This is a genomic window from Phormidesmis sp. 146-33 (assembly GCF_052939515.1).
The window spans coordinates 15,778-40,481 of record NZ_JBJPHU010000058.1; the positions used below are offsets into that span (position 1 = coordinate 15,778).

At 49.8% G+C, this 24,704-nt stretch carries 28 protein-coding genes; 17 read left to right on the forward strand and 11 right to left on the reverse strand.

Annotation, left to right across the window (positions count from 1 at the left end):
- Positions 1-196 precede the first annotated feature (196 nt).
- On the reverse strand, positions 197-1,294 hold the full coding sequence (locus tag ACJ2PR_RS21190) for a tetratricopeptide repeat protein (protein ID WP_446878448.1): 1,098 nt from the start codon (positions 1,292-1,294) through the stop codon (positions 197-199).
- A 322-nt stretch (positions 1,295-1,616) separates the two neighbouring features.
- Here ACJ2PR_RS21190 and ACJ2PR_RS21195 point away from each other — a divergent pair, with 322 nt between their 5' ends.
- The 3 genes from ACJ2PR_RS21195 to ACJ2PR_RS21205 all read left to right on the forward strand — a co-directional run bounded on the left by ACJ2PR_RS21195 (position 1,617) and on the right by ACJ2PR_RS21205 (position 2,818).
- Positions 1,617-2,144: an aldo/keto reductase gene (locus tag ACJ2PR_RS21195; RefSeq protein WP_446878449.1), complete on the forward strand. Its 528-nt coding sequence runs from the start codon at positions 1,617-1,619 to the stop codon at positions 2,142-2,144.
- Positions 2,090-2,281, forward strand: a complete 192-nt coding sequence (locus tag ACJ2PR_RS21200; RefSeq protein WP_446878464.1) for an aldo/keto reductase — start codon at positions 2,090-2,092, stop codon at positions 2,279-2,281. The genes ACJ2PR_RS21195 and ACJ2PR_RS21200 overlap by 55 nt, the downstream gene beginning before the upstream one ends.
- A gap of 153 nt (positions 2,282-2,434) precedes the next feature.
- Positions 2,435-2,818 (forward strand): YkvA family protein, encoded by a 384-nt coding sequence (locus ACJ2PR_RS21205; protein ID WP_446878450.1) that lies wholly within the window; start codon positions 2,435-2,437, stop codon positions 2,816-2,818.
- A 1-nt stretch (position 2,819) separates the two neighbouring features.
- Here the strand turns inward: ACJ2PR_RS21205 and ACJ2PR_RS21210 are convergent, their stop codons facing one another.
- A complete protein-coding gene (locus ACJ2PR_RS21210; RefSeq protein ID WP_446857429.1) occupies positions 2,820-3,740 on the reverse strand; it encodes a class I SAM-dependent methyltransferase in 921 nt (306 codons plus the stop codon).
- A gap of 206 nt (positions 3,741-3,946) precedes the next feature.
- Between ACJ2PR_RS21210 and lexA the strand changes: the two genes are divergently transcribed.
- The 5 genes from lexA (at position 3,947) to ACJ2PR_RS21235 (ending at position 7,826) form a co-directional block, all read left to right on the forward strand.
- A complete protein-coding gene (gene lexA / locus ACJ2PR_RS21215) occupies positions 3,947-4,567 on the forward strand; it encodes a transcriptional repressor LexA (protein ID WP_446857428.1) in 621 nt (206 codons plus the stop codon).
- Between the two features lie 98 nt (positions 4,568-4,665).
- The gene (locus tag ACJ2PR_RS21220) at positions 4,666-5,925 is read left to right on the forward strand and encodes an AmpG family muropeptide MFS transporter (RefSeq protein ID WP_446878451.1); all 1,260 of its coding nucleotides are present in this window, start codon (positions 4,666-4,668) and stop codon (positions 5,923-5,925) included.
- Between the two features lie 81 nt (positions 5,926-6,006).
- The gene (locus ACJ2PR_RS21225) at positions 6,007-6,294 is read left to right on the forward strand and encodes a hypothetical protein (protein ID WP_446878452.1); all 288 of its coding nucleotides are present in this window, start codon (positions 6,007-6,009) and stop codon (positions 6,292-6,294) included.
- A gap of 163 nt (positions 6,295-6,457) precedes the next feature.
- The gene (locus ACJ2PR_RS21230; protein ID WP_446867419.1) at positions 6,458-6,961 is read left to right on the forward strand and encodes a GNAT family N-acetyltransferase; all 504 of its coding nucleotides are present in this window, start codon (positions 6,458-6,460) and stop codon (positions 6,959-6,961) included.
- Between the two features lie 79 nt (positions 6,962-7,040).
- Positions 7,041-7,826, forward strand: a complete 786-nt coding sequence (locus ACJ2PR_RS21235; protein WP_446857424.1) for a HEAT repeat domain-containing protein — start codon at positions 7,041-7,043, stop codon at positions 7,824-7,826.
- Positions 7,827-8,330: 504 nt separating this feature from the next.
- Here ACJ2PR_RS21235 and ACJ2PR_RS21240 read toward each other — a convergent pair.
- The 4 genes from ACJ2PR_RS21240 to ACJ2PR_RS21255 all read right to left on the reverse strand — a co-directional run bounded on the left by ACJ2PR_RS21240 (position 8,331) and on the right by ACJ2PR_RS21255 (position 11,090).
- Entirely contained in the window at positions 8,331-8,711 is a 381-nt protein-coding gene (locus ACJ2PR_RS21240) for a hypothetical protein (RefSeq protein ID WP_446878453.1), read from the reverse strand.
- A gap of 218 nt (positions 8,712-8,929) precedes the next feature.
- Positions 8,930-9,580: a hypothetical protein gene (locus ACJ2PR_RS21245; protein ID WP_446878454.1), complete on the reverse strand. Its 651-nt coding sequence runs from the start codon at positions 9,578-9,580 to the stop codon at positions 8,930-8,932.
- A gap of 198 nt (positions 9,581-9,778) precedes the next feature.
- Positions 9,779-10,594, reverse strand: coding sequence for an MOSC domain-containing protein (locus ACJ2PR_RS21250; protein WP_446878455.1), 816 nt, complete (start codon positions 10,592-10,594; stop codon positions 9,779-9,781).
- Positions 10,595-10,880: 286 nt separating this feature from the next.
- Entirely contained in the window at positions 10,881-11,090 is a 210-nt protein-coding gene (locus tag ACJ2PR_RS21255; protein ID WP_446878456.1) for a hypothetical protein, read from the reverse strand.
- 325 nt (positions 11,091-11,415) lie between these two features.
- Here ACJ2PR_RS21255 and ACJ2PR_RS21260 point away from each other — a divergent pair, with 325 nt between their 5' ends.
- The gene (locus ACJ2PR_RS21260; protein WP_446878457.1) at positions 11,416-12,819 is read left to right on the forward strand and encodes an ammonium transporter; all 1,404 of its coding nucleotides are present in this window, start codon (positions 11,416-11,418) and stop codon (positions 12,817-12,819) included.
- 10 nt (positions 12,820-12,829) lie between these two features.
- Positions 12,830-13,213: a hypothetical protein gene (locus ACJ2PR_RS21265; RefSeq protein ID WP_446878458.1), complete on the forward strand. Its 384-nt coding sequence runs from the start codon at positions 12,830-12,832 to the stop codon at positions 13,211-13,213.
- Positions 13,214-13,486: 273 nt separating this feature from the next.
- Here ACJ2PR_RS21265 and codA read toward each other — a convergent pair whose 3' ends face one another.
- Positions 13,487-14,752 (reverse strand): cytosine deaminase, encoded by a 1,266-nt coding sequence (codA, locus tag ACJ2PR_RS21270; RefSeq protein ID WP_446878459.1) that lies wholly within the window; start codon positions 14,750-14,752, stop codon positions 13,487-13,489.
- Positions 14,753-14,944: 192 nt separating this feature from the next.
- Positions 14,945-15,295 (reverse strand): hypothetical protein, encoded by a 351-nt coding sequence (locus ACJ2PR_RS21275; protein WP_446867427.1) that lies wholly within the window; start codon positions 15,293-15,295, stop codon positions 14,945-14,947.
- A 342-nt stretch (positions 15,296-15,637) separates the two neighbouring features.
- Between ACJ2PR_RS21275 and ACJ2PR_RS21280 the strand changes: the two genes are divergently transcribed.
- The gene (locus tag ACJ2PR_RS21280; protein WP_446857415.1) at positions 15,638-16,774 is read left to right on the forward strand and encodes a citrate synthase; all 1,137 of its coding nucleotides are present in this window, start codon (positions 15,638-15,640) and stop codon (positions 16,772-16,774) included.
- A 331-nt stretch (positions 16,775-17,105) separates the two neighbouring features.
- On the opposite strand, the gene ACJ2PR_RS21285 is transcribed toward ACJ2PR_RS21280, so the two are convergent.
- Complete coding sequence (locus ACJ2PR_RS21285; RefSeq protein WP_446878460.1) at positions 17,106-17,237, reverse strand: hypothetical protein; 132 nt, start codon at positions 17,235-17,237, stop codon at positions 17,106-17,108.
- Between ACJ2PR_RS21285 and nuoH the strand changes: the two genes are divergently transcribed.
- The 6 genes from nuoH (at position 17,236) to ACJ2PR_RS21315 (ending at position 21,978) form a co-directional block, all read left to right on the forward strand.
- On the forward strand, positions 17,236-18,354 hold the full coding sequence (gene nuoH / locus ACJ2PR_RS21290) for an NADH-quinone oxidoreductase subunit NuoH (RefSeq protein ID WP_446857414.1): 1,119 nt from the start codon (positions 17,236-17,238) through the stop codon (positions 18,352-18,354). The two genes, ACJ2PR_RS21285 and nuoH, sit on opposite strands and share 2 nt — an antisense overlap.
- Before the next feature lie 152 nt (positions 18,355-18,506).
- Positions 18,507-19,088: an NAD(P)H-quinone oxidoreductase subunit I gene (gene ndhI, locus ACJ2PR_RS21295; RefSeq protein ID WP_446857413.1), complete on the forward strand. Its 582-nt coding sequence runs from the start codon at positions 18,507-18,509 to the stop codon at positions 19,086-19,088.
- A 56-nt stretch (positions 19,089-19,144) separates the two neighbouring features.
- Complete coding sequence (locus tag ACJ2PR_RS21300; RefSeq protein ID WP_446857412.1) at positions 19,145-19,759, forward strand: NADH-quinone oxidoreductase subunit J; 615 nt, start codon at positions 19,145-19,147, stop codon at positions 19,757-19,759.
- A gap of 11 nt (positions 19,760-19,770) precedes the next feature.
- Positions 19,771-20,076, forward strand: a complete 306-nt coding sequence (nuoK, locus tag ACJ2PR_RS21305; protein ID WP_446857411.1) for an NADH-quinone oxidoreductase subunit NuoK — start codon at positions 19,771-19,773, stop codon at positions 20,074-20,076.
- A gap of 102 nt (positions 20,077-20,178) precedes the next feature.
- On the forward strand, positions 20,179-20,970 hold the full coding sequence (locus tag ACJ2PR_RS21310) for an Rpn family recombination-promoting nuclease/putative transposase (protein ID WP_446878461.1): 792 nt from the start codon (positions 20,179-20,181) through the stop codon (positions 20,968-20,970).
- A 90-nt stretch (positions 20,971-21,060) separates the two neighbouring features.
- Positions 21,061-21,978: an NAD(+) kinase gene (locus ACJ2PR_RS21315; RefSeq protein WP_446878462.1), complete on the forward strand. Its 918-nt coding sequence runs from the start codon at positions 21,061-21,063 to the stop codon at positions 21,976-21,978.
- On the opposite strand, the gene ACJ2PR_RS21320 is transcribed toward ACJ2PR_RS21315, so the two are convergent.
- Both ACJ2PR_RS21320 and ACJ2PR_RS21325 read right to left on the reverse strand, forming a co-directional pair.
- Positions 21,975-23,141: a glycosyltransferase gene (locus ACJ2PR_RS21320; protein ID WP_446867429.1), complete on the reverse strand. Its 1,167-nt coding sequence runs from the start codon at positions 23,139-23,141 to the stop codon at positions 21,975-21,977. The genes ACJ2PR_RS21315 and ACJ2PR_RS21320 overlap by 4 nt on opposite strands.
- Before the next feature lie 102 nt (positions 23,142-23,243).
- Positions 23,244-24,560, reverse strand: a complete 1,317-nt coding sequence (locus tag ACJ2PR_RS21325; protein ID WP_446878463.1) for an S-layer homology domain-containing protein — start codon at positions 24,558-24,560, stop codon at positions 23,244-23,246.
- Positions 24,561-24,704 lie beyond the last annotated feature (144 nt).

Here is a 24,704-nt window from a genome sequence, read left to right on the forward strand (position 1 = left end):
CGTTATTTCAACTCAGTTTGTCTCCGCGCTCAACTTGACTTTCAGAACCCTCATGGGAGACAGAGGGATAAATTGACTAAAGGAAATCTCCCTAGAAATCAAGAAGCGGATGCCAAAAATCGATCGCTTGTATCGTCTTTTCCTCCCTCCTCCCTCTTCCCTCCTCCCTCCTCGCGCAGCAGAACAAAGTTCTCCCTCATCCCTGCTGAATTCTCCTAGCCGCCACACTCCGATTTTTGAGCGCAAGCTCGTCGTCCGGTTTGAGCGCGAGAACTTTGTCGTAGCTGGCAACTGCTTCCTCAAAACGGCCCAAACTACAAAGAACTCCACCGCGATTGTTCCAGGCTCGAAAGTCGTTAGGTCTGAGCGCCAGAGCTTTGTCGTAACTTTCAACTGATTGAGCAAGCTGCCCCAGATTTTTCAGCGTCACGCCCCGGTTGTACCAGGCTTCGTAAAAGTCAGGTTTGTGCTGGATGGCTCGATCGAAGTTAGCGATCGCTGCCTCCAAATCATTTAATCTCATACAGGCGCAGGCTTGCTGATACCAGGCGTGAATGTGGTCAGGCTGCAACTCGACGGCTTTTTGGTAGCTGGCGATCGCCGTTTCGGGGCGGTTGAGTTGTTTGAAGGCAATACCCCGATAGTACCAAGCGTCTGCATCGTCGGGCTGGCTGGTCAAAGCTTTCTCGTAGCTGACGATCGCCGCTTCATAATCTCCCACACAGAGCAAAGCGTTTCCCCGGCTGTAGAGCGCTTCTTCGGAGTCGGGGCGCAGTTCTAAAGCACGATTGAAGTGATCGATCGCGCCTTCATAGCGTCTGGTCACATAAAGAGCGGCTCCGTGCATATACCAGGCATCGGCAAAATTGGGAAACTGCTCGATCGCTTTGAGAAAATAGGGAATTGCTTCTTCATAGCGCCCGATCGCATAGAGCGTCAGTCCTTGACTGTATTGAGCATAGGGATAGTTGGGTTGGATTTCGAGGACTCGATGAAAGCTGGCGATCGCGATTTCAAAATGTCCAGCGACATAGGCAGCCCAGGCGCGACTGTAGTGAAAATATCCAGCGTGAGGATAGTACGAAATGGCTTTTTCAAAGTGGGCGATCGCCGCTTCGTGCTGTCCTAAATTAATCAGAGCGCTGCCTTTCTCGCTGAGTGCGTCAAACAAGCTGGGGTTGAGGACAAGGGATTGGTCAAAGTAGGCGATCGCGTCAGCGTAGTCTCCGACCTGGCTAAAGGTGAGTCCTTGTTGCAAAAGGCTTTCGGCGGTGGCGTTTTCAGTCTGCACCATAGAGCGTCAACGTGTTCTCCCGTCGTTGTAACTATCCGGGTATGAGCGATCGGAGAAGTAATCTGAATTTAGATTCACAATTCCAGCCGCTTGAATCCTTAGAGGTTAAGGTTCCCTAGGAATCAGGGCAGATTGAGGTTTATGTAAAATTTTGGTAAAAATTCTCACTAAGTGCAAAAGTCATTTGACTTATCGACCACCGCCAAATGAATGGTTCTGCACTGCGTCCGCGATCGTCGTTCTCTACGAAATGTTTGATGTCAGCCCAATGTGACCGCCCTAGCATAGGGGATCTGGTGACTGCTCATCTCAAGAGGCGACTATGCAAACGACTACTAATCTGCAAACAAAACAACTAGGTAATTCTGATCTGCATCTCACCCCGATCGGTTTTGGAGCCTGGGCGATCGGCGGGGGCGGCTGGGAGTTTGGTTGGGGTCACCAGGAAGATCAGGAGTCGATCGCGGCGATTCAGCGGGCCCTCGACCTGGGAGTGAACTGGATCGACACCGCCGCAGTGTACGGATTGGGACACTCTGAAGAAGTGGTGAGTCGGGCGCTCAAGGGACGATCGCAACCCTATGTGTTTACCAAATGCTCCATGATTTGGGACGAAAAAGGGACGATCGGTCGCAGCCTTAAGGCAGATTCTCTCCGACGTGAAGTAGAAGATAGCTTACGCCGACTACAAATCGAAGCGATCGACCTTTATCAGATTCACTGGCCAAACCCAGACGCAGATCTTGAGGAAGGCTGGAGTACGCTAACCTCAAACTGGTTCAACTGCTTAAAGAAATCGGTCAGCAAAGCGGTCATTCTGCGGGTGAAGTGGCGAGCGCTTGGACGCTAAAGCATGCCGCTGTCACAGCCGCGATCGTCGGCGGTCGTAACGCCCAACAGGTTGAAGGGGTAATCGGAGCCGCAAATTATCAATTGAGTGAGCAAGCGTTGAACGCGATCGAGACGTTTTTGCAGCAAAATCCATAGGCAAAATCCATCCTGCAATCAGACGTTATGAATTTAGGTATGACTTTAGGGATGTCAGCAAACTAACAGCAAACTAACAGCAAACTAACAGCAAATTAGCCGTGAATTAGTCTTGTGTTACCGTTGATTTTTTGCTGGTAGGTTGAATGCTTGATGCCATCCCTCAAACAGTTTGCAAAAAGTCTAAAGCGAGAGATTCACGTTGTCTATCTGGCAAGCAAAGATCCTAGAGTACCGTGGTATGCAAAGCTGCTGGCGGTTCTGATTAGGGCTTATGCGGTTAGTCCAATCGACCTCATTCCGGATTTCATTCCCATTTTGGGTCAGCTTGACGATCTGATTATTGTCCCATTGGGAATTTGGTTGGTTCTCAAAATGATTCCCCCGGCTGTGTTGAGTGACTGTCGATCGCAAGTTGCGTCTGATTCATCTGATCACCCAGGACAAAACTGGATTGTGGCCGGAGCGATCGTCACCATTTGGTTTCTGATAGGAGTGCTAATGGTCTATTTGATCGGACTCTACCTAAACAAATAAACTACACTGCCTGAGCGATTATCGTCCGGTGGCGGGGCGTGTTGCGGGTGACTTTGGGATGGGTGAATCCGGCTTGAACGATCGCCCCCTCTAGATCAAACGAAAAGTAGTCATCCATATACGGCTCTGTGCTTTTGAGCAGCGTCAGAATGTAGGGCGGCATTTTGGCATAAATTTCTGACTGAGGATTCATGTCCATAATGGTCAGATGTCCACCGGGACGCAGTAGCCGTTTTGCTTCTTGAAAGACTTCTACTGCGGCAGTTCTAGGCAACTCGTGAAACATCAGACAAGCGGACACCAAATCAAAAGAAGCGGACGGTAAGCCTGTCGATTCAGCGGCGGCGTGAAGCCAAACTGGGGGATTTTGAGGGGCGAGTTCTTGAGTTCGATACTGAGCGATCGCCAAAAAATAAGGTGACAAATCAACGCCCATAACCCTTGCATCGGGGAAGGTTTCTTGTAGCTTAAAAGTACTCATTCCCACACTACAGCCCATGTCCAGAATGTCTTGTGGCGCTTTGGGTAGTTGAGCTTTCAACACATCATGGTAGCTTTGCCGCAGTCGAGAATCGCCTTCTATTCCCGCATCTTTCCAGATTCGAGCATGGACAGCATGAGCCGCAGATTCGACTTCGCTGGCAGGCTCCCAACCCAAATTGCCCTCGGTGTAGGCATGAAAGGGACGCAAATAATAATCGGGATAGGTGAGCGTGGGATTGTTAACTTGATTAAACTCGGTTGACCAATCGCGCGATCGTAGCTTTTTGGCATCTTCTAGCCAGTTGACCCCGATCGACGTTGCCCGTTTGATCATCATCTGACGCGCCTGATATTTCGCCAAATCAAACAGCGGCTTGATCGCCAAAATGCCGTTTACAACGCGAGAAGACAGACGAGGAGTGGAATCAACAGCAGTCATAAGTCGCAAAATTGAAACAACGTTTGATCAACAAAATCATTATTGCAAAGTTGCTGCACCTGTGAATTGGCAGCGATCCCAATTTCCTCTTTAACTAATCACAAAATCATGATACAAGTGTTCTTAGAGAGCAAAGTTTAGATGACTAGACGATCTCAATTTGATATGATACAAATGTTCTAAAATTCATTACCATTTATTCTGTTATGGAATCCCTCACCGAAGCCCAAAGACAGCTTTACGACTGGCTAGCCGAGTACATTCACCAACATCAGCACTCTCCCTCGATTCGGCAGATGATGGCCGCCATGAATCTCAAGTCTCCGGCACCTGTGCAAAGCCGTCTAGAACACTTGCGAAATAAAGGCTACATCGATTGGTCAGAAGGTCAGGCCCGCACCATTCGTCTGCTTCAGGCAACCCCCAAAGGAGTGCCGATTTTGGGTGCGATCGCCGCCACCAGCTTAGTTGAGAATTATCCCGACAACGAAGTTGAGCATTTGGATCTCTCCAGTCTGCTGCTCAAGCCACAACATTTTGCGCTCAAGGTCAGAGGTCACAGCATGATCGACGCTTTGATTGACGATGGCGATGTCGTGATCTTAAAGCCGACAGACGATCCCAAAACCCTCAAAAACGATACGATCGTCGCCGCCAGAGTCGAAGGCAAAACCACGCTCAAGTATTTTCAAAGAAAGGGCAGCAAAATCGTTCTGCAACCTGGCAACCCTAATCGAGAGCTTTACCCCGTCACCGAAGTTCCTGCCTCCCAGGTCGAAATTCAGGGCGTTTTGGTAGGAGTGTGGCGCGGCTACGGCAAGCTGTAGTTTTGACAAACTCAGATTCTTCCTGACTCTACTCACTGTGAGATGATGTCTGAATTGCAAACCGCATCAGCCAAGCTCAACAGGAGTTGCTGTCCGTCGTGAATTCATTTTCGTCCTTTCTCAAAGTTTTTCAAAGTCGCAAAATGGCGGCTCTCCTTCTCCTGGGCTTCGCATCGGGACTGCCGTTATATCTGACGAGTCGAACTTTGCAAGCATGGATGACCGTAGAAGGGGTCAAACTGGGTGCGATCGGGCTGTTTAGTCTGGTTGGCTTGCCTTATTCTCTGAAGTTCATTTGGTCGCCGCTGCTCGATCGCTACATGCCCCCCTTTTTGGGCCGTCGTCGCGGCTGGTTGGTGATTACACAGGTGGGGTTGGTGGTCGCGATCGCGCTGATGGCAACGCAAAACCCCAAACAGTCTCTTCAACTGCTCGCGATTAATGCCCTCTTGATCGCCTTTCTGAGCGCCAGTCAAGACATTGCTTTTGATGCTTATCGCACAGACGTATTAAGTCCGCCTGAAATGGGAGCCGGAGCCGCCGTCACCGTTTTAGGATACCGAATTGCGCTACTGCTGACAGGTTCTTTAGCCCTGATTTTGGCGGATCGAATGCCCTGGCAATTGGTCTATCTGTTGTTGTCTCTATTTATGGGCATCGGCATTATCGCCGCGTTTTGGGCCCCCGAACCTGACCTGCGGACTCAACCTCCTGCGTCTCTGGCAGAAGCGGTAACGTTGCCATTTATCGAGTTTTTCCAGCGGCTCGGACAGATGCGGGCGATCGCCGTTCTGGTGTTCATTGTGCTGTACAAGCTGGGAGATTCGCTCGTCAATAACATGGCGACCCCGTTTTTGCTCAAGACAGGCTTTACCCAAACTGACATTGGCGCGATTCAAGGCGGGATGGGGCTGCTGGCGACGATCGTCGGGACGCTGACCGGAGGAGCAATTCTCAGCAAAATTGGCATCTATCGATCGCTCTGGGTATTTGGCGGACTACAAGCCATCAGCAACCTGACCTATCTAATTTTGTCGCTGCTTGGAAAGAGCTATCCCTCAATGGTGGTCGCCATTAATATTGAAAACTTTTGCGGTGGACTGGGAACGGCTGCTTTTGTGGCGTTTTTGATGAGTTTGTGCAACCAGAGATTTTCAGCGACTCAGTTTGCGTTGCTCTCTAGCTTGATGGCTGTCAGTCGAGACATTCTGGTCGCCCCTGCTGGAAAGTTAGTTGAAGGGACGGGCTGGCCGGCGTTTTTTACGATTACGATTTTGGCGGCTGTTCCTGGATTAATGCTGCTGCCAATCTTTGCCCCTTGGAATGATGAGCCTCCAAAGATCGAAGAAATTTCTTAAGAAGTCGCTCCATTTCGTCAACCGGGATCGGGACTTGAGCGGTAGGATTAGATTAGAGATTTTTACAAATCTTGAGCTTATTTGTTCTACCCCTATCCCTTCATTGCGATCGCCCGTCCTATGGCTTTCTTTCGTCAGTACATTGCCCCCCTACTGGTTGTGCTGGTTTTTATCGTCTCCCTTGTTGCGGTGAGTGCCAGAATCTTTTTGCCCAATGACATGGCCGCCCCTGCCCCGATCGAGGAAGTGAACCCAACCAGCGACAAAGCCCAATCCCCCACGGGTGAGAGCGTTGCAGACTTACCACCTGCTCTCTCAGCGCTACTTAAAGGGTTGCCAGACGAGCCAGGGTTGTCAGAACAGCTTTAGAGGAAGAACTTCGATGATCTGTTCCCCTTTTGGGGGTAATCCGCTTCGCGGGTAGGGGTAAGGGATGAGAAATCTGTAAAAAATTTGGGCTGGGCTACTGAGATTGACTAGAGCATCACCCCTTTCTATCACCAGCACATCAATCCTTTCATCCCTCACCCCTGTGTTCGACCTGCCCCTCGATTACCGCTTGCTAACTGGTTCAACGTTGGATCGGGCGTTGCTGGTGAAATTTATGCAGCGCACTTATCGAGAGCTTTTTCCGCAGGGAGAGGTTGACCATTTGGTGCTGACGGTTGAGCAATATTTTTCTAAAGAAACGCCGCTGTGGTGGGTTGAGTGGACTGAGGAAGATTTGAATCTAGCGGACGGGATGCCTTCTGCGCGATCGATTCATCCAATTGCTTGCCTCTGGGTCGGAAACGCGATCGATCAGGCGAGTGGCGATCGTCATGCCCACATTTTTTTACTCTACGTGTCACCTCAACATCGGCGCAAGGGCATCGGAGCGACCCTGGTGCGGTACGCTGAAAGTTGGGCAAAAGCGAGGGGCGATCGCCAAATTGGTTTACAAGTTTTTCAATCTAACCAACCTGCGCTTAAGCTCTATCAATTCCTGGGGTATGAGACTCAATCTTTGTGGATGGTCAAATCCCTGGAAGACTGAGCAATGTTCTGATTTTTGAGTCGAAATCTGGCTTAAAACTCAAAACTTTCTGGCCGTTTGGTGCTGTAAAGTTACAGATATGTATAGTGATGATGACTTGACCGTTCTCGATATCGAAGCTGATTTAGCAGACCCTTTAGATCAGATTCCGATTATCGAAGATGAGTCAGCAACCCCAAAACCAGACCCCGACGAAATGTTGGCGCTCCTCGACTCGCAGGATGTGCAACATCGGATGCTGGCTGCCAGAGCGTTTTGTGAATTGCAAGACGATCGCGCCATTCCGCATCTGATTGGGTTGTTGAGCGATCCCTGTCCGCTGGTGCGGGTGAGTGCTGCCTATGGGTTGGGGCGCAATCCCAGTCATGATGCGGTAGAGTCACTGATCGCGCAGTATGAGCAAGATTGGAATGGCTATGTGCGAAAGGGTGTGGTTTGGGCATTGGGCAACTGTCGCGATCGCCGCGCTTTACAAACTTTAATTGATGCTTTGAAGACGGATATTTCTGCGGTGCGACTTTGGGCGGCCAGTTCTCTCGCGCAGATGGCGACGGTGGGTTATGAGGTGGTGGTGGCTGCGACTCCGCCGTTGATCGAGGCACTCAGACAAGATCCGATCGCAGCCATTCGCAGCAATTGTGCGTGGTCGTTGGGGCAACTCTGTCGAGAACTGCCGTCAAACGTGATTTATGCAACGGCGATCGATGCTCTGATCGAAGCGTTTGCCGAAGATGAAGATGTGGGCGTGAGAGAAGATGCGAAAGCCTCAATGCTCAAGGTGGGCGATCCGCGCGGATTGCAGGTGATCGAAGAATTGGAGCAGGAAGGACTGCCGTGGGAAAGAGGCCGCGAATCTTGGGGCTAAGAAAACTGCGGATTAAGGAAACTATGAATTACTCATAGCGTGTCTTTTTCGACTTAATCACCTCGATCACATCGTCATGTCTTTTCCCCTCAATGATGTCTTTGAGATGGATTTGCCCATTAATATATTGAAGGTGAATGCGCCAGCCTGAGACTTTATTAACGTGAATTCGATGGAGTTTTTTCGCTTCGTTATTGAGCGCTTCGCCCCCTAAATCCCCCAAATTGGGGGATTTAGGGGGCGAAGCGCTCAATAACGAAGCGAGTCCCTCTCATCGAACTGACGTTTTATTAATATCAGCGCGATAGATTGCCTGCTTGATACCTTTTACTTTGTGCAGCCTTGTTTTTGGGAATGTTCTTGTTCGATGGCATTCGTTGTCTTCAAGCTCTGCCAAGGCTTCAAGAAAGCCAATCTTTAGCTCGTCGTCTGGCAAAACTTTGATAGCTTGATAAATGATGCCGTATTCATCACAGAGAGTCAGGGTTTATGCCATGAGCAAACTTACGATCGAGCAGTTTCTCGTTGGTGGTGGAGTAGCTCTTGATATAGAGACTCTGCCACATCTTTGTATGCACGATCGAGATCATGAGAGTTGACCGATCGAAAAAGCGTAAAAATAACTTGCCCAAAAATTGGATCTTCGTCAATGGTCAAAACTACGCTGAGTTTTTGAGAAACCCCTAGTGTGTAGAGCGAAGATTCGTAGCCATTTAAACCCGATGGTAGGGAGAGACGACGCAACTGACGATCGACATCAGCTTTTTGAGTTGGGAAAAGGCTGACACATTCATTGATCTTGTTGACTGTTGTGGCTTTGTCATCTTCGCTCAACCCGTCAAGATCCTTCTCAAAGCTCTTCGTTGACTCAATTAAGATATCCACGCTAAGGGCCGCCAATATAAATTTAGCTATCTTCCCTCAATCTCAGCATAGCAGCGAAACTTGTTCATTTTCCCGGTTCTTACGATGCTCTTCCAGAGTGAATCGGACATGTGAACAGACCTGGAGAAATAACTCAGCGACTTCAGTTACTTTGACCATATGGGTGAAGAAAGTTTTTGGGATCTACTCAAGTGAGAGCGATCGAGCGGCTTGTATCCTCACTGCTTTTCCCAGATGGCGCAATTTTTGGCAACAGCTTTGGAGTTTTCTCTCGTAAATTCACAATATCTCAGGCTCCATGAATCGTACTGAGATTGACTAACACGGCTAAAATCATAACCGCGACGGTATACTTCTTTGCCTTGAGAATGCGCTCTTTGAAAATCTGAAATGCTATCTAACGATCGCTCAAAAACTTGATTAGTCGCTTGAAATGTTTCTCCTGCAAAAGCTGAAAAATCATGTGAGAGCGCGTCAATCATCCGAAATAGAGCTTGTTCATCGCCTGCGATGTATCTATCAAGGAACAATAGCGGCTTTTCTTTAAGGGCATTAAAGCAATGACGATAAAATGTGAGCGTCAGTCCAGCATCTGTAAGAGAACGGTAGTGATGAAGTGCTTTCCAGGCGTTCTCATCTTTTGGATTGTTTTGGAGAATTGTTAATAACTTTGACGGTGCATGATAATCAACGGCGGATGCACTCTGACTAGTCAGCACTGATTGCACATTTATTGCATCTGTTATTGGCTGATAGGCTACAAACAATACAACGAGCAGCCCAACTAATGTAACGAACAGAAATCGCATAAAACTTTTTAATCTAATGGTCTTCCTTGAGAAGAGTTTGCCCCACTTTTCTTGAAGCATTTAGATTAGTCTGAGTTTTTGGCAAAGACGATCGAATAATCGAGACATCGCCCTTGGACAAGTCACCTTTGAATCACGATCACAAATGATATCCCCAACGGTTTGAGAAAGTCAGAGATATCACTCATACTACATAACAGAACTTACAAAATCCATATGTTGTAAATCACTGCTTGGATAAGATTATGATTGCAAAATCTACAGCAGCTTGATTACATCACCACGTCGAACGGTGCCACCTTGAGCAACGCTGGCGTAAATTCCGACGTTACCTTGATTATGTTTGACCGCAGTTCGCAAAACCTCGACATCATTGGGCAATTCACCCTGAGCCATTGTCGTCATCACACAGCGAGGACAGCCCCCCGTCACCGTCAACTGGACTTGATCGCCGATCGCCAACGTCTGCCCAATCCAATCATTTTCGACAAAGCCTGTTGAGCCTTTAGCTGCGACCATAATGTTAGGACGAAAGCGCCGAGTTTCAAATCGAGACCCAGGCGTAATGGCTTGAAAGCGATTCAACGTTGCCGTGGTTAATAAATGAATCGTTGCGCCATCAAAAAACGTATTGGCAAGCGTCGCCTCGTCGGTCACGGTATCTTGATGAGGCAACCCTTCAACCGTCGGCCAGTATTCCTCTAAGCTAGGTTTTTGAGGCGCGATCGTTTCTAATTTCACCTCACGACCCAACAGACTAGACAGAATTTGGTCGGCATCTTGGGCACTGCTGAACACGATCGACCCATCCGGCAGCGTGATCTTCACTTGCGATAAGTCAACGCCGTCTCCCGACTCGGCCAGGGTCGCCCGACAATCAAACATTTTGCCCCACTTACGCGGATTTTTGGCGCTGACAGTCATTCCCGTCGCCTTATCGATTAGAGCAAAGGCACGATCGCCCAGCAATCCCTGTTCTGCCACCTGACTCGCATTCAACTCCTCGCCCAGCATCGATTTAATTGGATAGCGCCAGAGCGACACGACTGAACCTACGATCGATTCATCCACCATATCGAATCCTCAGAATTTGTGATTTAGCGTCAACTCAATGAAGTTCTTTCGCTCCTTTATTAAGAGCCTCTGCCCCCCAAGCTGCCAATTCTGGGGGACTTTAAGACAAGAATTCTAGTTCAGAGTCCTCCATGTTAGGGAAATTTAGGGGCAATCCAAATCTGCAATCCCTTGCGGATATCTCGAAGCGCGCGAAGTGAAGAATCTCGTCGAATTCACGTTGATTTAGCATCCTGCGAAATATCGTTGCTGTCAATTTTTGGTTGATAAAAAGTTAACTTTACGCTCACACAAGGCTTGCAGCATAGGATTTGACGAGTTTCTTCGCTTCTTCTGCGGCCGCTTCTTGTAAGAGACTTTCTGCGAGTTTGCGTTTGCCTTCTGCGTCTAATTTTTTCGTTTCGTTATGCAATACTCGTTCGTTAACGCTCTGATTCCAATAGTTCAGCGATTCCATTCCTAAAAGTGCCATTTTTCCGACAAATTGACGCAACACCTCATTGGTTGGGCCCAGTGATGTAAAGTCGATTGTCAGTAGCGTTGCCAGAATTTAGCTTAGGAATTCGCAGCAGCAATCTTTACGAATCGCCATTGTGATCTGAGAGCAGTTTTAGAACCGCTCCTTCTCGAAGGAATTTTTGAAATACGATCGGCTCGATCGCTACAGTGAACGATAATCTGACTGCATTTTTGATACGGTCAATTTGAATACCATTTGTTATAACAAGTCGGGTTTAACTTCTCTTTAGGTTTGGTTCAGGTTCGCTTTAGGTTTGTTGTTTGAGATTGCAAATAGTGTTCTTACCCCGGATATAAAGTTTATGTCTCCAGAAGCGCAACAATTTCTCGGAACGTTTACTTCGGAGTCCTTTTACTATTGGGCTTCGGTTTTTATGCTGCTGATTCACGCAGGCTTTCTTGCTTATGAAGGAGGAGCCTCGCGCACCAAAAATGTGCTGGCCACAATGGTCAAAAACCTGCTGACGCTGGCGAGTGTTGGGTTAGCGTTTTTCTTTTTTGGCTGGTGGGTTTACAACGCTTTTCCATTTTTCCCCGTTACGGGTGGCATTCTGGGCCCGTGGACAAATCCTGAGCAGAGCGAAACGATCAAAGCCGCAATGGTTTATGTCGATGCGTCTTACCCCTGGTCGCCTGCTTTGGGGCCCAATACCAGCGATCACATTACGGGCGTTTTCTTCTTTGCCTTTGCGCTGTTTGCCATGACGACAGCATCGATTTTGTCAGGCGCGTTGATTGAGCGGGTCAAGATTGGCGCTTATCTGGTGCTGTCGATCGTCCTGGGAGGCTTTACCTGGGTCGTCGCCGCTGCCTGGGGCTGGAACGCTTATGGGTGGATGTTTACCAAGCTGGGCTATCACGATTTTGGCTGTGCAGGTGTGGTACATGGCGTGTCGGGTTTCTTTACATTAGGCGTGCTGTTAAATCTGGGGGCCAGAGTCGGCAAGTACGATGAAAACGGCAAACCGCGCCCGATCTTGCCTCACAATTTGCCACTGACGATGGTGGGCTTGATGCTGATTTTTGTGGGCTTCTACGCCTTTCTCGCCGCCTGTCTGATCTTTTTGCCAGGGTACGCTAGAGAAACCACAATTTACGGAACGCCGATGACGCTGGCCTCGGTGGGAGTCAGTACCACAATGGCGCTGGCGGCAGGCCTGGTGGGCGCTTACGTTTCCTCAAAGGGCGACCCGTTTTTCACAATTTCAGGCGGACTGGCGGGCATCATCGCAACTGGGGCAGGCATGGATCTGTATCACCCTGCTCTTGTGATTGTGCTGGCGTTTATCGCTGCGTTTTGTATGCCGAAGATGATCATTGCGATCGAGAAGATGGGCATTGATGATGCCGTCGGTGCGGTGGGGGTGCATGGATTTTGCGGGGTGTTTGGTGCCGTCGCGGTTGGAATCGCAGCCAATGGCTATCCGCAGGGCGAAGGCATTCCATCGATTAATTTGGGGGGTCAGGTCGTGGGCACGCTGATTTGCACCGTTGTTTTGGGCTTTATTCCGGGCTACGGGACAAGCTGGCTCTTAAAGAAATTTAACCTGTTGCGCGTGTCGCGAGAAGAGGAGATCATGGGGCTGGATCTCGCTGACCTGGGGGTTGAAGGTTACCCAGAATATGCCTCGATGTCTCTAGTTTCTCATCTTGCCAGCACGAGTGAAACGGTTCCGATCGCCACGCCCAAACTATCCGCCGAATAGGAGAATCATCATGCCAAGTCCATTCTCGACCTTCAAAGAGTTTTCTGAGACCAAGGGGCCGATTTACACGTTTGCCAACAATCCGACGATGATTGGGATTTTGCTGCTGATTTCTGTGGCGATTTCGCTCTATTTCATCTATGCCTCCTTCACCATGCAAGATGGGTCAAAATCCAAAAATCCGGCGATTTTGAGTATTCTCGTTTTGGCCAGTGTGGGGTCGATGATCAGTTCCTGGGTTCAGACTGCCAAAGATTCGACTACGGCTGATCGTCGCGTCAGATCTGAAATGCAAGCAAACTGGCAACCTTTGGCGATGCTAGGGTTATTGGGAACCGGAACGACGATCGGACGGCGGCGATCGAGAAAGCGGAAATCCAATCCGCGTCGCTAACGTAGCGTCAGTTCAATAAAGTTTTTTCGCTGCGTTGTCAAGCGCTTCTACCCCCCACCCCCCCATTGTGGGAGACTTTAAGACAAGGATTCCAGTTCAAAGTCCCCTACTTACAGGACTTAGCTTGGGGACTCCCCCGTGCCTGAAAAATGTTGGTAATGACAAGCACTTGTGGGGGATTTAGCTTGCTTTCCCGAATTTGCAGCCGCAGCAGAGCATTTTCATCAAGCTGAGAGCTGTCTAAATTTAGACGATCGCTCCTACATTTTTCCCCTACACGCCTTTCCATTGAATTTTAGGAGGTTCTGTCTGGGCTAACAGCTTGCCGTTTGAGATCACATATTGGACGGTAGCGCGGCGACGAATGGCATCGTAGCGATCGTCGGCATCCAACACAATCAAATTGGCAGGCTTGCCCACCTCAACGCCATACTGGTCTTCAACATGCAGCGTTTTTGCCCCGTGCCACGTCACCATGTTATAACAAGCCTCAATCTCAGACATTCCAGTCATCTGACAAACGTGAACCGCCATCGACGCGACATCCAGCATGTTTCCCGTACCAAGCGAATACCAGGGATCTTGTACACAGTCATGACCTAGACTGACATTCAGCCCTTGTTGCCAGAGTTCTTTAACCCTCGTCACACCTCGACGCTTGGGATAGGTATCCGTTCGACCCTGTAATGTAATGTTGATCAAAGGGTTAGCGATGAAATTGATCGCAGTGCGCTGCAAAAAGCCCATCAGCTTGAAGGCGTAAGCATTGTTGTAAGACCCAAACGCTGTCGTATGGCTCGCCGTCACCCGCGAACCCATCTCTTGACGCATCGCACAGGCCGCCACCACTTCTAAAAACCGGGACTGATCATCGTCAATCTCATCACAGTGAATGTCAATTAAGCGATCGTACTGTTCCGCCAGTTCAAAAATCCGATGAACCGATCGCACCCCATCTTCGCGAGTCAGTTCGTAATGGGGAATGCCGCCGACGACATCGGTTCCCATTTTCATCGCTTCCTCAATCAGCGACTCATTTTTAGCCCCTCCATAGATTCCATCTTGAGGAAAGGCTACGACTTGCAGCGTCATCCAATCTTTGACTTCTTCCCGAACTTCTAACAAAGCTTGTAGGGCGGTCAGACTCGACTCGCTCACATCGGCATGACTGCGGACAAAGAGAACCCCTTGCGCGGCCTGCTGTTTGAGCGTGGCGATCGCCCGTTGCTTGACGTTATCCAACGACAGATTTTGCTTATACTCTCGCCAGATTTCGATTCCTTCAAACAGGGTGCCGCTTTGATTCCAGCGAGGGTTTCCAGCGGTTAGCGCTGAGTCAAGATGAATGTGGGACTCGACAAAAGGCGGACTGACTAGCCGATTGGCAACGTTCAACTCCAAAACAGCCGTTCCCTCAATAGAAGGGGCAACCGCCACAATTTTGCCATTCTGAATCGCGACATCGACTTGCTCAACGCGATCAACTGCACACAACAATCGACCCTGACGCAACAGAATGTCGTAAGGCTGATCAGACATACTAAATACCCTGGGTTAGCGGTTGGCTTTGAGTGAAATACAGGATTTTGGGCGCAGATGATGGAATGCAGGCCTTAAATACTTCATTTGTACTTCTGAATCTATCGTCTTGAAATGGCTCGATCGTTGTCGTATTCGATCTTACCGTTCTCAAAACGCATCGATTGCAATCTAGAAACCAACCGCTAAGCGCTAATAACTCTGTCGTTCCATCAATGGCTCTAACCAGGGCTGAAACTGGTCGCGTCGAAAGATCTGGGCACGACGACGATAGTCAAACCGCACTAAGCTCGGCAGTCCATGTTTACGAAGACAGTCTTTGATCCAGGAAGCAACGCCCTGACCCGCTTCGGGTAACATTTCGGTTTGAAAAGGGCCATACATCAGCACCAATTGACTGTGGGTTTGAAGCGGCGAATCTTGCTCGATTAGCTTCGTCAGGTTGGTGTGAGGGTTGTAGCTGTGAGAGTGATGGCCTTCTTGGCGCGATCGACTACGAACATCTGAAGATTGAGGCTTACGTTGAGAATGTCGGTGGGGCATATAACTCCTTACGAGAGGGTACAAAAATAGCCAATCAACTCCCGCCTGTTACGTATCCAGGCATATCAGGAGTCAGTTGGCTGTGGGGTAAATGCAACTTAGGTCAAGGTGTAAAGCTTTATAAGCTGATAGTATTATCTTTTATGAAAAAGTGCAAACATTAACAGATTGATATATCAAATGGGGTCGATTGGAGACAGAAGTGTGTTAGCGGCGACAAGAAGAAGGGCGTACGCGCTAATTCCCTCAAAAGATCAACTCTGCGCCAAACAATACAATCTGCTCTATCAAATCTGATAAGTTAGCTTCAGACCAACTGTAAGAAAACGGCGAACTGAACTAATGACTGTCTATGAATATCGGGCAGGTCTAGAGGGCGTTCCAGTCACCCAATCCGGCATCAGCTTTGTCGATGGGCAAAAAGGCATCCTGGAATATCGCGGCATCCCCATTCAGGAACTTGCAGCCAAAAGCACTTTCCTGGAAACAGCCTATCTCTTGATCTGGAAAGAACTGCCAACCCAAGACGAGCTAGAAGAGTTTAAACACGAAATCCGCTATCATCGACGGCTCAAATACCGCATTCGAGACATGATGAAATGTTTCCCCGAAAGCGGCCACCCGATGGATGCTCTACAAGCTTGTGCGGCGGCGTTAGGACTGTTCTACTCACGTCGTGCTTTAGACGATCCGACATACATTCGAGCGGCTGTCGTCCGGCTTTTGGCCAAAATTCCCACAATGGTCGCCGCCTTCCAACTGATGCGAAAGGGCAACGATCCAGTACAGCCTCGTGACGATCTGGGTTACGCCGCCAACTTTCTCTACATGCTCAACGAGAAAGAACCTGACCCCTTTGCGGCGCGAATCTTTGAAGTTGCACTGATTCTTCACGCAGAACACACGATCAACGCCTCAACCTTTTCGGCAATGGTCACTGCTTCTACGCTGACTGATCCCTATGCAGTCGTGGCCTCGGCAGTCGGTACGCTGGCTGGCCCGCTACATGGCGGAGCCTCTGAGGAAGTGATCGAGATGCTTGAAGAAATCGGCTCCGTTGAGAACGTCCGCCCCTACTTAGACGGCCTTCTAGAACGCAAATCTAAAATTATGGGATTTGGGCATCGAGTTTACAAAGTTAAAGATCCCAGAGCCACTATTTTGCAGCAGCTTGCCGAACAACTTTTTGAGAAATTTGGTCACGACAAATACTACGATATCGCCACTGAGCTAGAACGCGCCGTCGAAGAAAAATTGGGCCACAAAGGCATTTATCCCAACGTTGATTTTTATTCTGGACTGGTGTATCGCAAGTTAGGAATTCCTACAGACCTGTTTACGCCTGTGTTTGCGATTTCTCGTGCGGCTGGCTGGCTGGCTCACTGGCGCGAACAACTGGGCGAAAATCGCATCTTTCGGCCAACTCAGATTTACACCGGATTGCACTCCTCGCCTTACATTGAGATTGACGATCGCTAGTCCGTAAGTACGGTATGAAGGGTGTCACCCCTCTTGTGCAATTCCCGATCCCTTGCAAACATAACAACGTGACGATTTTCAGGAACTCCAGCCCTCAGGAATCTTGCTTCTGGGGGCTTCTTTTATGGAAAGTCTATAGAGATACGGCTGTCTAAGGAATTCTATGGAGTTCCATCTAGAGAACGGGAAATTGACCGCTTGTGGGTAGCTCAAAGAGGCTGCTGAGGATTATTCACTCGCTCCATTCCTCAGAGTCGATAGATCGCTGCCCAACCATTCACTTCAGTCAATCCCGCTCATTGGATAGTTTGATAGGCGAAAAGCTCAGGAATTAAGGACTTTGATCCGGTTCCGTTCCCAGAGTAAAGATATACTGATAGGCGTTAAGGTCGTCAAAAATCTTCATCTGAAAGGATCGGCTGGCGACGACTCGTTTGATGACTTGATGCGGATTGGGAAACATGAACCCAGGAATTGACCTTCAAGGAACTTTTATTGAATCCGTTAAAGGATTTGGCATTCCACCGGGAGCTGCTAAAGCCCTTTGGATGCCTCTGCCAATGGTAGTCATGCTGATCGTGGCCACCCTGGGTGTATTCACGATGGTTTGGCTCGAACGAAAAATCTCAGCCGCCGCACAACAGCGGATCGGGCCAGAATTCATCGGGCCGTTAGGGATATTGGCTCCGCTTGCAGACGGGCTAAAGCTGGTCTTTAAAGAAGATACCGTCCCGGCAAAGGCTGACTCGTTGCTGTTCCTCCTTGGCCCAGTGATTGTCGTTTTGCCTGTGTTTTTGTCGTATCTGATTGTCCCGTTTGGCGAAAACATCGTCATGACCGACGTGGGCACTGGAATCTTTCTGTGGATTGCCCTGTCTAGCGTGGCACCGATCGGTCTGCTGATGTCCGGCTATGCCTCCAACAACAAATACTCTCTGTTGGGGGGGTTGAGAGCGGCAGCCCAATCGATCAGCTATGAGTTGCCCCTGGCGCTATCCGTCTTGGCGATCGTCATGATGTCTAACTCTCTAAGCACGATCGACATTGTGCAGCAGCAATCTGGCTACGGCATCCTCGGCTGGAACATCTGGCGACAACCCGTGGGCTTTCTGATTTTTTGGATCTCCGCCCTCGCCGAATGTGAACGCATCCCCTTTGACCTCCCAGAAGCCGAAGAAGAATTGGTCGCAGGCTATCAGACCGAATACTCTGGCATGAAGTTTGCCCTCTTCTACATCGCTTCTTACGTCAATCTGGTGCTATCTGCCTTGCTGTTCGCCGTTCTCTATCTCGGCGGCTGGGAATTTCCTGTGTCGGTGAGCGTGATTGCGAGTGCGATCGGAGTTAGCGAAAACACCCCCTGGCTCCAAGTTTTGACGGGCACCCTGGGCATCGTCACCACCTTGCTCAAAGCCTATTTTCTGCTCTTTTTGGCAGTTCTCTTGCGTTGGACGGTTCCGCGTGTACGGATTGACCAATTGTTAGACTTAGGTTGGAAGTTTTTGTTGCCCGTCTCCCTGGTGAATCTGCTCCTCACCGCAGGGTTGAAGTTGGCATTTCCCTCCGCTTTTGGAGGCTAGAAAATTAGGGATGAGGGTGAAGGATGAAGGATGAAAGAATTTTGAGTCTGAGTTCTGACTTTCAGGTTGTTCAGAGGTTCAGCCACTTCTCTAACCCCCCGTGTCCGGTTCATCCCTCATCCCTCATCCCTCACCCCTTCTGGAGAACACTCATGCTTAAGTTTCTTAAACAGGTTAGTGACTATACCAAAGAGGCAGTTCAGGCGGGAAAATATATTGGTCAGGGGCTATCTGTCACCTTTGATCACATGCGCCGCCGCCCGATTACTGTGCAATATCCCTACGAAAAGTTGATTCCTTCTGAGCGGTTTCGAGGGCGGATTCACTTTGAGTTTGACAAGTGCATCTCTTGTGAAGTCTGTGTCCGCGTTTGTCCGATCAATTTGCCTGTGGTGGATTGGGAATTTAACAAAGAAACGAAGAAGAAAAAGCTCAACCACTACAGCATCGATTTTGGAGTCTGTATTTTTTGCGGCAACTGTGTCGAATATTGCCCCACGAACTGCTTGTCGATGACCGAGGAATATGAGCTATCGACCTACGATCGCCACGAACTCAATTATGACAACGTGGCACTGGGCCGTCTGCCCTACAAGGTGACGGATGATCCAATGGTCACGCCGCTGCGCGAACTGGTTTACTTGCCCAAAGGGGTGCTTGATCCTCACGACCTTCCCGCTGATGTGCGGCGATCGGGCAAAACCCCAGAAGAAATCTTGGAATCAGAAAAATAGCAGGCAATTGGCGATGAGCTAGTTGCCAACTGCTGCTCAACAAGGAGTTAGAAATCGTGAATTTGGCAGAAGGGGTTCAAATTGTTTCCTTTGGGATTCTGGCAGTGATGATGCTGGGGTCGGCCTTTGGCGTAGTGCTGTTAAATAACGTGGTTTATTCAGCTTTTTTGCTGGCTGGCGTGTTTATTAGCATCTCAGGGCTTTATCTGTTGCTCAATGCTGACTTTGTGGCGGCGGCTCAGATTCTCATCTATGTCGGTGCGGTCAACGTGCTGATTTTGTTTGCCATCATGCTGGTGAACAAGCGACAAGACTTTGTGACGGTGCCGAGAATTTGGATTCGTCAGGTGGCGACGGCTGTTGTTTGTGTGGGCATTTTTGCGCTACTGGGGACGATGGTCGTCACGACTCCCTGGGCGATCTCGACAGCGATGCCTGCGGGGGATGCGTCGATCGTCAAGATCGCTCTACATCTCTTCAGCGATTTCTTGCTGCCGTTTGAGTTGGCTTCGGTGCTGTTGCTGATGGCGCTGATTGGTGCAGTGGTGCTGGCACGTCGCGAGTTTCTACCCGAAGCAACGCTGGATGCGGATGGCACTGAAGCCCTCACCTTGCCAGAACGCCCTCGCGAGTTAATGACCACCGGCCGCAGCGATGGCACTATTCAGTAGGAAGCAAAACTATGCAACTTCAATACTTTTTGCTGATTGCAGCAGCACTTTTCTGTATTGGCATCTATGGGCTGATTACGAGTCGAAATGCGGTGCGCGTCTTGATGTCGATCGAGCTAATGCTGAATGCAGTCAATCTCAATCTGATGGCGTTTTCTAACTACCTCGACCCAGACACGATTAAGGGACAGATTTTCACCATTTTTGTGATCACGATCGCAGCAGCAGAAGCGGCGGTTGGGTTGGCGATCGTCCTGGCTATCTACCGCAACCGCGACACCGTGGATATGGAGCAATTCAATCTACTCAAGTGGTAAGCGTTGGATTGCCCAAACAATAAAATTCTGAGAATGAAGGGTGCAAGCGATTGTGCCCTTCTTTTTAGGGGTCATCCTTAAAAAGGACAAAAAGGACGATGAATGTTTGACAATATTTGCAAATTTTTGGTTGAAACCTTCCCGATCGATTTTGCAAGCTGGCTTTTGGGAGACCCAATTTCTCTCACAGAACTCAGCCCCTCAGAGCTTTCGACGGAACCTATTCGAGCAGACGCATTGATTCTCCTGGAGTCAGACAACCTCGTGCTTCATGCCGAATTTCAGACCCAGCCCAAGGCTGAGATTCCCTTTCGGATGATTGACTATCGGCTGCGCGTCCACCGTCGCTTTCCCAACAAACAGATGCGACAGGTTGTAATCTATCTCAAGCCCACGACATCAGAACGTGTCCAGCAGACCAGATTTAGCCTCGAACGGACTTCTCACGAATTCGATGTGATTCGGCTTTGGGAACAACCTACCAGCGTCTTTTTGCACTCTCCAGGGTTGCTGCCGTTTGCGGTTTTGAGTCAGACAGACGATCGGGCACAAACGCTTCAGGAAGTTGCTCAAGCAGTTGCAAACATTTCTGACCAGCGAATGCAAAACAATGTAGCAGCTTCTACTGCGATTCTGGCTGGCTTAGTATTAGAGAAGGACTTGATTCAAACCATTTTGCGGAGAGGACTTATGCAAGAGTCAGTCATTTATCAGGACATTCTTCTAGAAGGCAAAGCAGAAGGCAAGGCAGAAGGCAAAGCAGAAGGCAAGGCAGAAGCGCTGGAGCAAGTTGCGACCAACCTGTTGAATGAGGGAATGACGATCGACATCGTGGTTAAGGTTACAGGACTCTCGATCGAGCAAGTCCGACAGCTACAAGCCAAATCCACCTGAAAGTTGTCAGTCCTAAAAAGAAGGACGGTAGACTTTGAAGACCGGACGACCACAGGGTAGAGTTTAACGATCACACTCAGCTAAAGTACTGTGCAGCTAAAGCAGGTCATCATCATTCATAAAGCAGGCGATCCTCTGAGTCGTAGCTGGGCTGAGAAGTGCGCTCGTCAATTAGAGAAGCTTGATTGTCAGGTTTTGTTGGGGCCAAGTGGAGCCAATGACAATCCTTATCCCGTGTTTTTGGCATCGGTGCAGCCGCCGATCGACCTGGCGATCGTGTTGGGTGGCGACGGGACTGCTCTATCTGCGGCAAGAAATTTAGCGGTGGATAAAATTCCAATTTTGGCGGTGAATGTCGGCGGACATTTGGGGTTTCTCACGGAGTCGTCAGAAGATTTTGACACAGAGACCGTGTGGGATCGGTTGCGAGACGATCGCTTTGCCGTCCAGCGGCGGATGATGCTGCAAGCGATGATTTTTGAGGGCAATCGCACCAATTTGGAGCCGATGAGCGATCGCTTTCTCGCCTTAAATGAGATGTGCGTCAAGCCTGCTTCTGCCGATCGCATGATCACCTCGATTTTGGAAATGGAAATTGATGGCGAAGTGGTCGATCAATATCAGGGCGATGGGCTGATTGTGGCGACACCGACGGGTTCAACCTGCTACACAGTGGCGGCGAATGGGCCGATTATTCATCCTGGCATGGACGCGATCGCCGTCACGCCCATCTGCCCGCTCAGTTTATCGAGTCGGCCGATTATTTTGCCTCCGGGGTCTGTCGTGAGTATCTGGCCGCTGGTTGATCGAGACTTGACGACTAAGCTGTGGATGGACGGCGTTTTGGCCACGACAATTTGGCCGGGTCAGCGGGTTGACATTCGGATGGCTGATTGTGATGCTCAGTTTATTATCTTGCGAGAAAACTACTCTTACTTTGAGACGCTGAGAGAAAAGCTGCAATGGGCAGGGGCGAGAATTCGATACAGCAACAATCATCGCAATTAAGCAGGTTTGAGCCAATGTTGTTTGGACTGCTCGATCAGATCCAGGTATTGAGAAACGGCTCGATCGCAGCTAAATTCCGCCGCCTGGTTCTGAATCGACTCGACGCAGATGGGGGCATCGATCGCTTGTTTCATCGCATCTGCCAGGGCTGTTGGATTCTCGATCGGCACCAGTTGACCAAACCTTCCACCTGCCAAAATTTCATCGGGGCCATAGGGGCAATTAGTTGCAACCACCTGACAGCCACAGGCCATCGCCTCAATTAAGACTGTGGGCAGCGCTTCCCAGCGAGACGACAGCACAAACACACTGCTCCGCCTCATGTACTTGTAGGGATTCGCCTCAAAACCCGGTAAGTCAACATCTGCCTCCAGTCCCAACTGTTTAATCAGCGCTGCTAACGGTGCCCTCAGTCCGCCTTTACCCAAAATAATCAGACGAGCGGGGCGATCGCGTTTCACCCACGAGAAAGCCCGAATCAACGTCTCAAAGTCTTTTTGCGCGTCCAGTCGTCCCACACCCAAGAAGACCGGAGGTTGTCCAGGCTGTAACCAGGGATGATCGACAGGTTCCTGTGCTTTTTCGTATAGGGTTTGACCGACGATCGGATTACGAATCACTTTGAGTAACCCGGCTCTCAATTTCAAATCGGCTTGTAGCTGCTCCGCCAGTCCATGAGAAACGGCCACTACGGCATCGGACATGGGATAGAGCGATCGCATCAACAACGGGACAAACTGGCTGCGTCGCTCGTCGAGTCGGTTCTGATTTTTGGACAGGGCCAGATGCTCCACCAAAATGAGACGAATCTCAGCGCGCGCCAGCAGTTTTGCTAACACAGGAATCGCATTCGTATAGCTAAGATTGGCGATCAGTACTTTGGGCTTTTCTTGACGAAGGTAACGACTTAGCGGCAACAACAGCTTAAAAGCGCCCAAGGCTCTAGGCGGTGCCACAACCTGAAGATCGATTACGCGCACCTGTGGCGGCAAATTTTCGACCACAAGCTCGGCCGCAGAAGCGAGCACTAAATCCACAAAAAGGTTTCGCTCGGCCAGACCTTTGAGTAGATTGAGAACAACTTTAGTGTCTCCGCCTACAGGATTGCCAGCGCACAATAGAGCAATACGATCGACGTTTTGCATTTCATATCCAATTTGCATAATCTTTGGGAGCGATGCGCTCCACTCGATTCAGACTACCCACTTTGGGCGTTCAGTTCCTGAACAATGGTTTTAAGTTTTGCAGACGGGTCACAAGATTGCTCAGGGTTTAGCGTTTGTCGATTGGGGCGTGCCCTTTAGAGCCTCTTGAGCCGAAATGCCGTCGCCCTGAAACCCGAAATGCCACAGTACAGATGCCGCTTCTGCACGAGTCACCGATCGCTTGGGTTGAAACAAAGTCGTATAGCCAAACGCCCGCCGCAAATTGGACTGGTCTCCATTCTGAAAGTCGGCGAGTACGGCTCTGAGCGCCCTAGAGTCAATGCGGGCGACATCTTGAAAGCCCCAGGTTTGTTTGACGGATTCGATCGTCGCCGTGGGCAAAGCTTGACGCATATCAACGGGCATCTTCCAGAGAATCATTTCTTCGCGGGTCAGCGGCGCATTGGGGCGAAACAAAACTGTTGTGCTGTCTCCAGAAAGCGAACTGGGAATCAGCCCAGCCTCAGCAAGTCCCTGAATCGTGGCAAAGTCAGCATCGCTGCGACCCACATCCTGAAAGGCAGGCTGAGACGTATCGACGGCTAACCGAATTTGTCGAGCAGGTCGGCTGGCGTAAATGCGGTTATTGGCTGTCACGAGCCAACGGGCATACTCACGGCGCGTAATCACCTTATTGGGTTCAAATAAGCCTTGATCTTTGGAAGCAGATTTGTTGGATGATAAGTCTAAAACGCCCAACTGGATCAAGTCTTGAACGTATTTCTGAAGTTCTTTGGGCGCTTTGTTGAGGTCGGTGAAATTTCCAGATGTGGGGGCGGCAGGTGAATTGTCTGGCACCGCTGAAGGAATCGGGCCAACAAACTCAGGACTGCCCGGACTGGGAGCAGCCGCTGGAGAAGCCCCAGACTGAGGAGCAGAAGCCGTTGTAGAAGGACGATCGACGCGAATTTCAAACTCCCCCAATCGCACATTTACCGCCACTTGTAGACCGTCTCGACTCGCCTCAAAAGTGCCTTGGTTTTTGTCGATCGACTGTCCGTCCAGTTTCCAACCATTTTTTTGCAGTTCTTGCCGATAGAACTCGACGACGCGATCGCTACTATCAGGACTGCTCCAACGAGTTAAAAATCCCTGTTCAGGCTGGCTGACTTCGAGTAAGGCGCGATTGGGATAAAGCGGAATCTCAGCCGGAAAATCAGCCGGGAGTTGGGCTTGATCAGTTTGAGCGATTGGGCTGGGTGTCGCTTGAGGAGAGCCAAACACTGAGGGATTATCTCTGAGTCGTGGGTCAGCCGCCAACGCATCCTGAAGGGATTTGCTCACTGGACTGGTACAACTTGCCAAAGGGAGCAGTAAAAAGGCAGCAACACTCAGAGCAGTCAAACGTTTGGGAGACAACACGATCGGATAGACCAACAACTTTCTCTATTCTAGCCATCCCTCATCCCTCCTCGCGAAGCGGATTACCCCCGAAGGGGGAACAGATCATCGAAGTCCTTCCTCATTACTCACGGTTCGCTCATTTTCAGGGAGGGTCGTCAGATTGCGGACCCAAGCGAG